This is a genomic window from Mesorhizobium sp. B2-4-15 (genome assembly GCF_006658505.1).
GTDB lineage: Bacteria > Pseudomonadota > Alphaproteobacteria > Rhizobiales > Rhizobiaceae > Mesorhizobium.
Genome location: NZ_VFUZ01000003.1, coordinates 235,948 through 248,159 on the forward strand (window position 1 = coordinate 235,948; position 12,212 = coordinate 248,159).

Genomic DNA, 12,212 nt, shown 5'->3' on the forward strand with positions numbered 1-12,212 from the left:
TGTCCGCCTCAGAAGGTTTGCCCGTGGATCATTGCCAGATGCTCGATGATCGGTCCGACGGCGAGCGCGGGGAAGAAGGTCAGGCCGCCGACGATGACGATGACGCCGACCAGCAGCCCGACGAACAGCGGACTGTCGGTCGGGAAGGTGCCGGCCGAGGCGGGCACGGTCTTCTTCGCCCCCAGCGAGCCTGCGATGGCGAGCGCCGGAATGATGACCAGGAAGCGGCCCATCAGCATGCCGATGCCGAGCGTGATATTGTACCAGGGCGTGTTGCCGTTGAGACCGGCGAAGGCCGAGCCGTTGTTCGCCGCCGCCGAAGTATAGGCGTAGAGTATTTCGGAGAAGCCATGCGGGCCGCCATTTGCGGTTGACGCCACGGCGCTCGGCAGGACCACCGCGGTGGCCGTGAAGACAAGCATTGCCAGCGGCAGGCACAGGATCGCCAGCATCGCCATCTTGACCTCCTTGGCCTCTATCTTCTTGCCGAGATATTCGGGTGTGCGCCCGACCATCAGGCCGGCGACGAAGACGGCGATCAGGACGAACATCAAGATGCCGTAGAAACCGGCGCCGACGCCGCCGACGATGACTTCGCCGAGCTGCATGTTGATGATCGGGATCATGCCGCCGAGCGCGGTGAAGCTGTCGTGCATGGCGTTGACCGCGCCGCAGGACGCCGCCGTGGTGATGACCGCGAACAGCGCCGAGAGCACGACGCCGAAGCGGGTTTCCTTGCCTTCCATATTGCCGCCATCGATGCCCAGCGCATGGACAAGCGGATTGCCCGCGGCTTCGGCCCAGTAGCAGACCGCAACGCCGGCGATAAACAGCACGCCCATCGACGTCAGGATCGCCCAGCCCTGGCGCTGGTTGCCGACCATTCGGCCGAAGACGTTGGTGAGAGCAGCGCCGAGCGCGAAGATCGTCACCATCTGGATCAGATTGGAGATGGCGTTCGGATTCTCGAACGGATGCGCGGCATTGGCGTTGAAGAAGCCGCCGCCATTGGTACCGAGCATCTTGATCGCGACCTGCGAGGCGACCGGGCCGACGGCGATGGTCTGCTGCGCACCCTCCAGCGTGGTGGCGCTGACATAGGGCCCAAGCGTCTGCGGCATGCCGAGCCAGACATAGACCACGGTCAGCACAATGCAGAGCGGCAGCAGCACATAGAGCGTGCATCGGGTCATATCGACCCAAAAGTTGCCGATCGACTTGCCGGAGGCGCGGGCGAAGCCGCGGATCAGTGCGACTGCGATGGCAATGCCGACCGCGGCGGACACGAAGTTCTGCACGGTTAGACCAGCCATCTGCACGAGATAGGACATCGTGCTTTCGCCACCGTAGTTCTGCCAGTTGGTGTTGGTCGTGAAGCTGACGGCGGTGTTGAATGCAAGCGCCGGTTCGACCGCGCTCATGCCCATCGGATTGTAAGGCAGGCTGCCCTGCAGGCGCTGCAGGACATAAAGCATCAGGAAGCTGGCGAGACTGAAGAACACGATGCCTGCCGCGTAGGTGGTCCAGTGCTGCTCTTCGTTTTCACCGGTTCCCGAAACGCGATAAAGGCCTCGTTCGAGAGGCCTGAGAACTGGCGAGAGGAATGTGCGATCGCCGTTGAAGACGCGATACATGTAGCCGCCGAGCGGCTTCACGAGCGAAGCGATGATCGCGCAGTAGACGAGAACCTGTATCCATCCGTAGACAGTCATGGGTGTAGCTTTCCGTGCCCGGCGCCAGTGCCGTCAGAAGCGTTCTGGACGAACGAGGGCGTATGTAAGATAGGCGAGCAGAAACAGGGTCACGCCGCCACCGAGTATATAATCGACAAGCATGTTGACGTCCTCCGGCTAAAGGCTGGCGCAGGCTTTGATGTAGGCGAGGGACAGGGTAAAAAATATAACCCCTATCCCGAGAACAATGATGTCCATCATGCTGGTTCCTTTTTTCAGATTTGTACTTCGCGCCTTTCATCGAAAGGTTTGAAATATTCCAAAAAGAGCTCCGTTCCGCATTTACGCAACGGCGGCTCGAATATTTGTCTCAGGTGGAATATGGACCCGGTCGCCATAAAGGTTCGAGACGGCGCGAGGCGGAAAGAAATAGGAATTTCATAAAGGTTTTGCCGCCTCGTCGCCGTCAGCGAGCCGGCGTTTCGATTTGGATCTGGTGGGTTGCGGCGCGCAACCACGCCCTTGCGGCATGAACGGAACAAGAAAAGATGCGGGGGACGCCGTTCCGTGAAACGATGAGCCGCTCCTAGCGCGGCTCCCGCATCATGCTGAGATAGGTCGGATCGAACTCGGCGATTTCCTGCAGCCGGTGCCAGTCCAGGATGGTCACCGTGTGATTGGCCCAGCTGACGACGCCGACCCTGCGCAAGGCGCCGATGACCCGGTTCATGTGCACGACGGAAAGACCGAGCACATCGGCAAGTTCGGCTTGCGAGAGCGGCAGATGGAAGCTCATGCCGTTGGTGCGCTGCACCACCTGCAACCGCACGAAAAGCTCACAGACCAGATGGGCCAGATGCGAAGTCCTGGAGCGGCGCCCCATCGCCACGATCCATTCGCGGTGGATGGCGCCGTCGACCAGCGTGTCCAGCCACAGCAGCCGCGTCAGATGTGGCGCTTCCTCGGTGATGGCGCGAAGCCGGCTGTGATCGGCGAACATGACGTGGCAGGGCGACAGGGCGACGATGCCGTGATCCATGGTCTTAAGCAGGAAGGCGTGGAGATCGACGAAATCGCCGGGCACCTGCAATGAGGTGAACTGCCGGCCACCATTCTCCAGCACCTTGTAGCGTGCCGCCAGACCGTCGAGGATCAATGTCGAGTAGGTCGGCCGGGATCCCGATGCGACAATATCCTGGCCGGTGGCGAAATGCCGCTCGAAGGTCATCGCGCCGCTCAGCAGCGCCTTCTCGGCGTCGGAAAGCCCGTCGTGCTGACCAAGGTTCAGGTAGAGGGGTTCAAGCACCGCAACCTCCGCGAATGGGCTTGAGAAGCCGATCGCCAAGTGTTCTGTCGGAAGCAAGGCGGCTTTGGATGCACTAGGCCTTTGGCCACTGATGGCATTAACATTTGTTGCCCCTGCTTGTTCCACGACAAATACCAACGCTGATGGAACAACTACTTAGCCCGCGAATTGTCGGTGGAATATCGCGCAATGTCACCGGTCCGTGGGATCCAGCCGCATCATGCCCAGATTCTATCTCGACCTCTACAATGGCGATGGGCTGACGGTGGACGATGACGGCCAGGTCTTCGAAACGCGCGAGCGCATGCGGCGCGAAGCAATCCGCATGCTGCCCGACATCGTCCGTGACGAAGCGATCGAAAACGACCACACAGCCATCACCATCAAGGTACGCGACGAGGACGGCCGCCAGATCTTCGAGGCATCGATCGTCATCTCTTCCGGCTGGTGTGACTGACGGCTTTACGCGAGCAGCGATCAGCGATGACAAACGTTTCCCAATTATCATTTGTAATCGTCGCACCCGCCGCAACGCTGCACCATGGGCCCGAGGACGATGGAGGCGGCGATCGAAAACGACGCCTCCCAGGACGGAGTAGCGGCACATGGTTCGTGCAAAAGTCGACACCCAGCGTAACGAGCGCGCCAAACGTGAATCGCAGATCGTGATCGATGCAGAGCGGGCGGCCCGCGAGGAAAAGACAGCCAGGCTGAGAGCGCTGCGCCTTGCCGCGCAAGCGATCAATGAACCTGAACCAAAGCGCCCCAACAGGCCGGCATCCCCACACGCACCTTCGAAAGGGTGACGGCAAGACACGTGCCCGACTTATGAAAGGGCTATGTTGCGGTTGCTATGAGCGATCCGCCGACTGTGTTTTGAAATTCGGCATCATCCAGGACTGCGCCGCGTTGCCGGATGTCTCATTCTCGGCTGTCTCGCGCTTCGCCGACAGGCGAAGCTTTGTTGCAAGAACATTTCCCAGCGAGACGCCGGGCCTCTCGACAACGAGATGTGCAATCAGCGCCATCACGACGAGCAGCGCCATCGTCATCAGGATCACAAGCCAATACTGAGCGGCATTTGCCAAGGCGAAGTTCCGCACCGACACAATGGAAAACGGCATCAGGAAAGCAAGCCCCTGCAACAGGTAGATACCATAGCTGATTTCGCCCAGTCGTACCGAGCGGGTTGCGGTCAGTAGACCGAAGAAATCGGCACCGGACACGATCAGGAAGAAGACGCTGGTGCAGAGCAGCATCGGCCCCGGCGCGTAGGCAATGTCATAGGTGGCAAAGAGATAGATCAGTATGGCCAGAGCGATTGCGGACAAGGCGTGTCGATGCACTCTCAGCAGCAAGGCGTTTGCTTCGAGCGTTGCGCACAACATTCCGCCAGCGAAAAGCCCCAGATAGATGTAGGTGGCGCTCCCTCGGCTCGCCGACCCGATTGTGGAAAAGACCAGGAGGACGACCGGCAGGCCCAGGCGCGCAACCGGGTGCCGGCTGAATATGGCCGCGATCGGCAGGCTGAAATAGAACATCCACTCATAGGGCAAGGTCCAGGTCACGCAAGCCAATGCGCAGACGCGTGAACTCGAAAGCGGGACGTAGCCGAAGACACCAACCAGAAGATTGAACAATGCCCGCTCGTAAGTCGCGAAGGTTGAATAGTCGATCCGCGCCTCGACGATCTCCAAACCCATCGCCAGGCCTACCGCCAAAATGTAGAGCGGCCCGATCCTGAAAGCCCGCTTGAGCAACAAAGTCGGAAAGTCGACGGAGGACTTCGCCGACAGCAGTTTTCCCCAGAACAGATAGGCGGAGATGACGGAGAAGAAGGACACTCCCGCCTGCCCCAGCAAGCCATAGAAAGCCGAGGGCGGATACTTCCATGCGCCGGTCGTCAGGAATTCATGGTAAATGACGGCGTGATGAAGCGCGACGGCAAGCGCGAGATATCCTCGCATTCCATCTATTGCCCGGATCCTGGCAGAGTTCGATTCGAAGCCCACGCGCTGAAACAGCGGCATGCCGTCAAGTGGCCAAAGCATCGCTACGACCGCGAAGGCGGGCCACAGATCATAGAGTCCGATCATTTCCGCTCCGAACCGATCCTTGCGCGCAACGCCATGCTTCTCGATCTCCTTATGCAACCAAAAGAGATCGTCAAGCGCCATAGGGAAGGCAAGAAGGACAGCAACTATCTGTTAACGACTTCGCCCCCCATCCCAAAGTCACGTGAGAGGCGTTCCGATCCTGCTGCAAAGCAGTTCACCCGGTATCGCCGCAAGGTGGGGTGGATGAGCGGCCAAACGAGAACCCCAAGAGCAATGTGGATTTCCACTCGTTCCGCCGATGGTTCATCCGCAAGGCGCGTGAAGCCATGCTTGCGGGTGCAGAGGGCTTTGACGAGGACCATCACGTGGGTGCTGGGGCATACGGACAGCGAACGCGCCAAGAGCCCTGACCTGAGCCAGCATGGTTACGCGGGACAGGCCCCGAAGAAGGCCAAGAGGGCGCTTGTGGAGGCAGTAAGGCTTCCTGCGAGCAAAGCCATACGCCACTAGAATGCATACAGCGTCGCCTCTATTTCTCGCTGCATATCGGTGGGTAAGTTGCCGCCTTTCGTTAGGTATTCGCCCAAAGCAACAGAGAATTGAACGGTTCGTCCTTCCGATTCTAGTCGCTCGGACAGCAGAGCATCTAAAATAGGTGTGGATCCTGACGCAAACCTTAGTGAAATTTCCTTACAGGCGATTGCGCAATCTAAAATCGCCCCTGGAGCGTCCAATGTGATGCCCATAAAATTGACTAGATTCGGCCAAGCTGGGAGTTCAACAAAATTGTCCCTTGAAGCATCACTACGACTGGCGAGCTGCTGCCTAATATTGAACGCCTCCTTTCCTCCCCACATGTAATACCGAAGCGTATTCTCGAACTCCCTCTTGTCCATCTTGGGGTCATATATTCTACGCAAATCCCGTGTTATCTTGATCAAAGACACAAATGTTGCAGACATTACATCGAAAATTATTGCGAGATGCTTAGGTTTTTTAGGGTCAAAATTTCCACGCGCGGACCGAAGGCTGGCTATTATGCGGCGGAAAACTGCTTTGGGGTCGTCGGCAAGCGGGACTGCATAAGCTATCTGCTCCCGCAATCCGGATGACCATTGGTTGGCAGAGTAGACGTCTTCAAGGCTCTGCCATCGATCAATTGAAGCTTGATAGGCCTCTATGTTGGGGAAAACGGGATCAAGGCTCCGTCCGAGGGCCGTGAAGGAGTCTTCGTCGTGAAGATCAACATTCATGTCCAAGGCTGCTAGCCGGTGGTTTCGAGATGATCGGCTGCCCATGAGTACGAACGCGGAATCCGCCGCAATATATTGCCTCAAGCCAGCAGTCCAAAAGGCCCGATTGATTGGGCTCATGCGCGTGGAGGATTTACAATCGAAAATTGTCTTGTGAAGCCGGCCGTCATCGAGTGCGGAAACCCCAAGGACATCAACGTCAGTGAGAACCTCAACCTGATCTGTTACTTCAGCCGAACTAACAACAAGCACCTCCAAGAATGGTAGGAGACCCGCCGACAGACAGTATCGGATCGCAAGTTCTTTTTGGAATCGGTCTTTATCAAGGCGTCCCATTAGATGTTCAGCAGCAACTGAAATTCATGTTCAATCTCCTCGCTCCGAATGGAAATTGGAGCTTTTCTGAGATCACGGGACGCCTGAAGGGATTGGATGTATCGCTCATCCTTCGTAAGGGCCAACCGCGCATCATCGTCTATCTCTGCCCCCGACAAATCCCCTGTCCTCAGCAGCCGGATCGCCAAGTTAAGTGCCTCCAAATTTTCAGGAGTCTTGTTCAGCTCGAAGATGTGACCAGTTCCCGACGGTCTGAGCTTCCCTACAAGCAAAGTTACAAGATTGGCATACTGTAATTGCGCTTCGGAGTTCGCTGCGACGTACCCACGATCTCTGAGGCGCGAGAGCAGCGTCACCGGGAACCTTATTGGGTACCGTGTGGCCATGAGCTGGCCTTTACGAACGGCCGAAATGAGCGCCATAGCACGCTCGTAAATCTGTTTCTTCGAGGCGTTAAGGCGGGTCGGGCCTGGTTGGGGGGTGAACACGAAAGACTCTGCAGACGCGCCGAATGTCACCGTAGGAGGTTTAATAATCCCCTCGGCTGCAAGTTTTTCGACCACGGCGAGTTGGTCTGTTGAAAGCGAACTGTGTCCTATCTCTTTCCTTTTTCGAACCAACGACAATGGCCACCCTTGAGCCGATTTCACACGTTTAAGGGTCTCGGCAATCGTGGTCGCTCCGTGGGAAGCAGCCAAGTCCGCTAAACCATCGAGGTTGTCGGTGAAGTAGAATGGGCTAATTAGAATTGGGCGACCACGCGCTGTGTGCTCGCTAATGATTCCACTGCGCTTTCCAATTTGTAGGGTACGAGCAAATACTTGCTTGTCGGCTCCCAAGTCGTTGAACACCGTATCTCGATTTCTCGGCGCATCGTGCAGATGCCTGAGTATGGAGATTGCCGTCTCTTCATGCTCATTTAGGTGAATTTCCGACTGTGCGTAGCTGTCCAGGGTTCCGTATACGGTCTCAAATATCGGGATTTCGGGAATGACACGTTCAACTCGGGGGCTTCCAACTAACCGGACGAAGCCTGCGTCTCGCAGAATTTCAAGTACCTTTTCCAGAGCAAAAGACGGTATCCCCCAATAGATATTGCAGACGCCCCGTAGGACTTCAATCGGTATGGAAGCGAGGCCCTTGATATGAATTGCAAGCGTGGCTGCCATCCCGATCATCCGAAGTTCTGCCAATTCCGGCACATCGAAGTCCGTAAGGCCGGAATGCAGATCGAATGCGATTTCAGAGGTCAGTTGGGGCATTGGAACCGGAGTTGGCAGTACGCAGAGTGCGATAGCAATATTGTGGTACTCAAACAAAGAGACTGTTTCATGATTCTAGCAGTCTGCAACACTCCAATTTTTGGGGCTAAGCCAAAGGATTTCAGGGTTAAAAAATGTGAGACCTATCTCGTGAGCGCCGCGGCGAGCTTTCTCCCTGTGCCCTCTGCCGGCGCTCCGTTTTGCGGGCTTCGTGCTCGCCTTTAAACGACCTATTGGTTGCCTACTTTTTTGCTGTTCGGCTTAGTGCCAGCTTTTTCATTGTTAGCTGGTAGATCGCGGAGCCGTTCTGACTGTTCCCAATCGTCAAGGATGCGAGCGATTTGCTTCTCGCGACGGCGCGGATCGATGACTAGCTGAATCTGGCTGACGAAATGTCGTTGGCAAGCTTCCAACTGCGATCTGAGCTCAGCATTAGGCGTTCGGTCTGACAGACCATCGTAAGCCGCAACCAAGCAATCCAATACAGGCTGTCTAAGCCCTCGGTACGCAGGCTCTTTGTCGATTCCGTACTTTTCGGACCACTGGTTGGGAAAATACCACCGCCCAATGTCGATCAAGGCGCTCAGCTTGCTGAGCACTGCACCCCGCTGCTCCTCCTTAACATGCATCGCGTCGGCAACCGTGAAGCAGACTTGCTGGGACCAGTCACGCACAGCATCGAAATGCGTATCCGTCCAGGCTCGCTGCTCCAGCCGATGTTGTTGTTTGAGCAAGTCGGCGTTCTGTCGAGCGAGTTCACGGTTCTCCAAATTGGCGCGATCTGCCCCACGTCGTTCGGCAATTGCAACTAGCAACGCCAACAGCGCGACGAATGCCGCGGCCCAAGTTGCCATGTCGCCAATGTTCGCTGATGACATCCCCGCCCCCCTGCTCATCAAGTTGCTTCTATCACGAGTTCAGCTTGTGAGTCTCCCAAATGGCCCCTCGAAGCGTCTCAAATGAATGGTCTCTTTACTCAAGAGCTTGGTTCAGACAGATGGATTTCGACGGGCGACAGGGATTGGAGCATCTCGAAACCCGCGACAAACTGATCAAAGCGGTTGCTAAGATGTCTGCACCTTAGCACAGCTACCGATCTTGCCGAGGTTGAGAGCGAAAACCTAATCTCCCGCCGCAGTAGCGGCTTTCGCAATTTCAAAGGGATAACGCCCCTGAAGTAAAAAATCCGACTTTCGACGTACCAAAATTGACCCCACTGTCCCACGAAAGTGTCACAGAGCAGAAAGCGTCGGTCCAACGTTCTTGAAAAATCCAGCGTTATCAGAAAGTTGGCTGGAAACTGGCGGAGAGAGCGGGATTCGAACCCGCGTTACGGTTTCCCGTAAACACACTTTCCAGGCGTGCGCCTTCAACCACTCGGCCACCTCTCCGTCCTTGCCTTCGCGCCGGCCGGTTTCGCCGTGCGGGTTGGGGAGATGCACCTCCCTTGGGGCTGCGAAGCGGAGTTTCCGCGCCATGGATGCCGCCCAACCAGCGGGCATCCTTCCCCGGCACCTGAGCCGTCAAAGCAACAGGCGCGGGGCTCATCTAGTCGATCCCGCGCCGAATGCCAAGCCATAACGGCAGTCAATTCGCTTTGCCGGCCATGTAGCGTTCACGCCACGGCTGTCGCGCCGGTTTTGCCGCGCCCTACGCTTCGAAGCATGCCCGATTTCGTCTTCTGGACCGACGTCACCGAGATAAACCCCTTGAAGGACGGCTGCGGCTATTTCGCCGCCTTCATCGGCCTGGCCGGGCTGGTGGTCGGCGCCATCGCCGGCGGCATTCTTGCCGTCTGGCTCGCTCACCGGCATAGGCGTCGACCGGCCGCATAGGGCCAGGTGGCTGCATAGGAGGAGAAAGCCCGAACTTTCAAATTTCGCGTATCGCGGTTGCGGGCAAGCCATACCCATTCTATTTCTCGTTTCGGGATACGTGCCGGAGGTCCCTGGGAAGCGTCCAGGATCGGCCGGGGGAGAGCCTTGATGTTTCGCTTCATCTTTCGTCTTGCTGCTATGGTCGCGCTGTCGGTCTCCGTCATCATGGCGGTGCTCGACACCACGCGCACGGTGGCGGCTTCGGCCCTTGTGCTGACCCCGCTCAACGTCAGTTGGCTGGCCGTCTCGCCTGACACAAGGGCGGCCTTCGAAACCTTCGTCCGTGCCAAGGCCAGTCCGCTGCTGTGGGATGGCGCCATTGCCTGGGTGCTCAACCAGCCGGGATTTGCCGTGTTCGCGGTGCTGGCCTTCCTGCTCTACGCCCTCGGCTACAAGCGGCAGCGGCGCACAGGCCAGTTCGCCGCCAACTGATCCGCAAGGACCAAACTGCCGGCACGGCTTGCCCTTGGCACGCTTTTCCAAAGGGTCAAAATTCCGCGTGAATTTTGTTTCGGGCCGTGCCAGATTGCCGCCGAGCGGGAGGTCAATACACTCCTGGCTGACGTCGCATGCCTGCCGCAGAACCGGACAGGCGGGCGGGGCGTAACGGAAAAAATAACCGACAGGGTGTGGATCACATGAAACGTATCGTTCTCGGCCTCCTGGCCGCAACCGCAATGGCTCTTCCGGCTTTTGCCGCGGATGTCCAGCCGGCCATCCTCTATGATCTGGGCGGCAAGTTCGACAAATCGTTCAACGAAGCGGCCTATCACGGCGCCGAGAAGTTCAAGACCGAGACCGGCACGCCCTATGTCGAATTCGAGGTGTCCAATGCCTCGCAGCGCGAGCAGGCGCTGCGCCGCTTCGCCGAGGACGGCCACAACCCGATCGTCATGGCCGGCTTCGCCTGGGAAGATGCGCTGAAGAAGATCGCGGCCGAATATCCCGATCTCAACTTCGCCATCATCGACGATGCCGTCGACCTGCCCAATGTCCGCTCGCTGGTGTTCAAGGAGAATGAAGGCTCCTACCTCGTCGGCATCATGGCGGCGATGGCATCGAAGTCGAAGAAGGTCTCCTTCGTCGGCGGCATGGACATTCCGCTGATCCGCAAGTTCGAATGCGGCTATGTCGGTGGCGCCAAGGCGGCCGGTGCGACGGAAGTGATCCAGAACATGACCGGCGACACGCCGGCCGCCTGGAACGATCCGGCCAAGGGCGGCGAAATCGCCAAGACGCAGATCGACCAGGGCTCCGACGTGGTCTACGCCGCGGCCGGCGGCACCGGCGTCGGCGTGCTGCAGGCGGCGGCTGATGCCGGCAAGCTCGGCATCGGCGTTGATTCCAACCAGAACGGCCTGCAGCCCGGCAAGGTGCTGACCTCGATGATGAAGCGCGTCGACGTCGCCGTCTACACCGCCTTCATGGACGGCAAGAACGGCACTTTCAAGGGTGGCGTCGAGAATCTCGGCCTCAAGGAAGGCGGCGTCGACTACGCCATGGACGACAACAACAAAGCGCTGGTGACCGACGCCATGAAGGCCGCTGTCGAAAAGGCTAAGGCAGATATCATCGCCGGCAAGATCCAGGTGCACGACTACACCGCCGACAACGCCTGCCCGTATTGATCGATAAGCACTAGATTTCGAACCGCCGGGTGAAAGCCCGGCGGTTTTGTTTTCGGGGGTCGGAGATCGGGGCAGGCCAGCAGGACAGCGCCGGGAGCGCGCATGGGATTGTCCTGGAGGTCAGGGCAGATGTGCGCCGCCGGTCGACCATAAGCCCAATAAATAGCCGAGCGCGAAGGTCGCGATCAGCACGATGGCGATGACGGTGCCGCGCCGACTGCCCAGCGAATGCACGCCGACGCCGTAAGGCCAGCGCTCCAGCTTGCGGATCACCACCGAAGGTCTTGCCTCATCATGGCCGGGTAAGCGCATCTGCGGCAGTTCGGCGATGCGTTGCGAGATCAGCCGCCACCGATCGTCGCCGCCCGACGGCACGGCACGGTCGAAGATGTGCATGCGTTCGGCAAGCCGTATCACCGCATCGCGGAAGGCTGGGTCGATCTCCAGGTCACGCTCGGCCCGTTGGCGCTCCGCGTCGTTCATCAGGCCAAGCACATAGTCCCCAGCCCTTGCCATGCGGTCGCCCTCCCCGGCCATGGCTCCCCTCCATCCTACCAGTGCGGCGGTTTGGTCACCGGCACGTCTGACCCCGCTTGCTCCTCGAGCGCCAGGAAACGCTCGGTCAGCGCGTCGAGCTTGCGCTGCATGCGCTCGATCACCGTCCACTGCTCGGCGATCTGGCCCGACAGTTCCTCGATGGTCTTTTCCTGCTCGGCGGCGCGGATTTCCAGCGTCGTCAGCCGGTCGGCAGGCGTAGTCATGCAAAGTCCTCAGTTTTTACCGCGACGCCTTGCGCCGCGGTTTCAATTCGGCTTCGCCA

13 protein-coding genes and 1 tRNA gene are annotated in these 12,212 nt (G+C 58.4%); 4 read left to right on the plus strand and 10 right to left on the minus strand.

Annotated elements, in window-relative coordinates:
- Nucleotides 1-8 precede the first annotated feature (8 nt).
- The 3 genes from kdpA to FJ930_RS05340 form a co-directional block, all read right to left on the minus strand.
- Nucleotides 9-1,712: a potassium-transporting ATPase subunit KdpA gene (gene kdpA / locus FJ930_RS05330; protein ID WP_141835590.1), complete on the minus strand. Its 1,704-nt coding sequence runs from the start codon at nucleotides 1,710-1,712 to the stop codon at nucleotides 9-11.
- A gap of 33 nt (nucleotides 1,713-1,745) precedes the next feature.
- Nucleotides 1,746-1,835, minus strand: coding sequence for a K(+)-transporting ATPase subunit F (gene kdpF / locus FJ930_RS05335; protein WP_081609884.1), 90 nt, complete (start codon nucleotides 1,833-1,835; stop codon nucleotides 1,746-1,748).
- 424 nt (nucleotides 1,836-2,259) lie between these two features.
- On the minus strand, nucleotides 2,260-2,979 hold the full coding sequence (locus FJ930_RS05340) for a Crp/Fnr family transcriptional regulator (RefSeq protein WP_141835593.1): 720 nt from the start codon (nucleotides 2,977-2,979) through the stop codon (nucleotides 2,260-2,262).
- Nucleotides 2,980-3,199: 220 nt separating this feature from the next.
- Between FJ930_RS05340 and FJ930_RS05345 the strand changes: the two genes are divergently transcribed.
- Nucleotides 3,200-3,436: a hypothetical protein gene (locus FJ930_RS05345; RefSeq protein WP_141835596.1), complete on the plus strand. Its 237-nt coding sequence runs from the start codon at nucleotides 3,200-3,202 to the stop codon at nucleotides 3,434-3,436.
- A 394-nt stretch (nucleotides 3,437-3,830) separates the two neighbouring features.
- On the opposite strand, the gene FJ930_RS05355 is transcribed toward FJ930_RS05345, so the two are convergent.
- The 5 genes from FJ930_RS05355 to FJ930_RS05375 all read right to left on the minus strand — a co-directional run bounded on the left by FJ930_RS05355 (nucleotide 3,831) and on the right by FJ930_RS05375 (nucleotide 9,278).
- A complete protein-coding gene (locus FJ930_RS05355; RefSeq protein WP_246676808.1) occupies nucleotides 3,831-5,156 on the minus strand; it encodes an acyltransferase in 1,326 nt (441 codons plus the stop codon).
- 386 nt (nucleotides 5,157-5,542) lie between these two features.
- Nucleotides 5,543-6,625, minus strand: coding sequence for a hypothetical protein (locus tag FJ930_RS05360; protein WP_141835599.1), 1,083 nt, complete (start codon nucleotides 6,623-6,625; stop codon nucleotides 5,543-5,545).
- Nucleotides 6,625-7,887 carry a hypothetical protein gene (locus FJ930_RS05365; protein WP_141835601.1) on the minus strand — a complete coding sequence of 421 codons (1,263 nt, stop codon included), beginning with the start codon at nucleotides 7,885-7,887 and terminating at the stop codon, nucleotides 6,625-6,627. The genes FJ930_RS05360 and FJ930_RS05365 overlap by 1 nt, the downstream gene beginning before the upstream one ends.
- Before the next feature lie 230 nt (nucleotides 7,888-8,117).
- Nucleotides 8,118-8,765 carry a hypothetical protein gene (locus tag FJ930_RS05370; protein ID WP_141835604.1) on the minus strand — a complete coding sequence of 216 codons (648 nt, stop codon included), beginning with the start codon at nucleotides 8,763-8,765 and terminating at the stop codon, nucleotides 8,118-8,120.
- 423 nt (nucleotides 8,766-9,188) lie between these two features.
- Nucleotides 9,189-9,278: transfer RNA gene (locus tag FJ930_RS05375), tRNA-Ser, on the minus strand.
- Between the two features lie 273 nt (nucleotides 9,279-9,551).
- Here FJ930_RS05375 and FJ930_RS29975 point away from each other — a divergent pair.
- From FJ930_RS29975 to FJ930_RS05385, 3 genes are all read left to right on the plus strand, one after another.
- Complete coding sequence (locus tag FJ930_RS29975) at nucleotides 9,552-9,722, plus strand: hypothetical protein (RefSeq protein WP_181763289.1); 171 nt, start codon at nucleotides 9,552-9,554, stop codon at nucleotides 9,720-9,722.
- A gap of 150 nt (nucleotides 9,723-9,872) precedes the next feature.
- The gene (locus tag FJ930_RS05380) at nucleotides 9,873-10,196 is read left to right on the plus strand and encodes a hypothetical protein (protein ID WP_141835607.1); all 324 of its coding nucleotides are present in this window, start codon (nucleotides 9,873-9,875) and stop codon (nucleotides 10,194-10,196) included.
- A gap of 206 nt (nucleotides 10,197-10,402) precedes the next feature.
- Entirely contained in the window at nucleotides 10,403-11,392 is a 990-nt protein-coding gene (locus tag FJ930_RS05385; RefSeq protein WP_140749425.1) for a BMP family ABC transporter substrate-binding protein, read from the plus strand.
- A gap of 120 nt (nucleotides 11,393-11,512) precedes the next feature.
- Here the strand turns inward: FJ930_RS05385 and FJ930_RS05390 are convergent, their stop codons facing one another.
- Complete coding sequence (locus FJ930_RS05390) at nucleotides 11,513-11,929, minus strand: hypothetical protein (RefSeq protein WP_141835610.1); 417 nt, start codon at nucleotides 11,927-11,929, stop codon at nucleotides 11,513-11,515.
- A 14-nt stretch (nucleotides 11,930-11,943) separates the two neighbouring features.
- Nucleotides 11,944-12,153 carry a SlyX family protein gene (locus tag FJ930_RS05395; protein ID WP_140609592.1) on the minus strand — a complete coding sequence of 70 codons (210 nt, stop codon included), beginning with the start codon at nucleotides 12,151-12,153 and terminating at the stop codon, nucleotides 11,944-11,946.
- Nucleotides 12,154-12,212 lie beyond the last annotated feature (59 nt).

Coding starts and splice junctions, on each gene's coding strand:
- FJ930_RS29975 (WP_181763289.1), top strand. CDS start 9,552: ATGCCCGATTTCGTCTTCTGGACCGACGTCACCGAGATAAACCCCTTG.
- kdpA (WP_141835590.1), bottom strand. CDS start 1,712: ATGACTGTCTACGGATGGATACAGGTTCTCGTCTACTGCGCGATCATC.
- FJ930_RS05390 (WP_141835610.1), bottom strand. CDS start 11,929: ATGGCCGGGGAGGGCGACCGCATGGCAAGGGCTGGGGACTATGTGCTT.
- FJ930_RS05355 (WP_246676808.1), bottom strand. CDS start 5,156: ATGGCGCTTGACGATCTCTTTTGGTTGCATAAGGAGATCGAGAAGCAT.
- FJ930_RS05370 (WP_141835604.1), bottom strand. CDS start 8,765: ATGTCATCAGCGAACATTGGCGACATGGCAACTTGGGCCGCGGCATTC.
- FJ930_RS05380 (WP_141835607.1), top strand. CDS start 9,873: ATGTTTCGCTTCATCTTTCGTCTTGCTGCTATGGTCGCGCTGTCGGTC.
- kdpF (WP_081609884.1), bottom strand. CDS start 1,835: ATGCTTGTCGATTATATACTCGGTGGCGGCGTGACCCTGTTTCTGCTC.
- FJ930_RS05385 (WP_140749425.1), top strand. CDS start 10,403: ATGAAACGTATCGTTCTCGGCCTCCTGGCCGCAACCGCAATGGCTCTT.
- FJ930_RS05365 (WP_141835601.1), bottom strand. CDS start 7,887: ATGCCCCAACTGACCTCTGAAATCGCATTCGATCTGCATTCCGGCCTT.
- FJ930_RS05360 (WP_141835599.1), bottom strand. CDS start 6,625: ATGGGACGCCTTGATAAAGACCGATTCCAAAAAGAACTTGCGATCCGA.
- FJ930_RS05345 (WP_141835596.1), top strand. CDS start 3,200: ATGCCCAGATTCTATCTCGACCTCTACAATGGCGATGGGCTGACGGTG.
- FJ930_RS05395 (WP_140609592.1), bottom strand. CDS start 12,153: ATGACTACGCCTGCCGACCGGCTGACGACGCTGGAAATCCGCGCCGCC.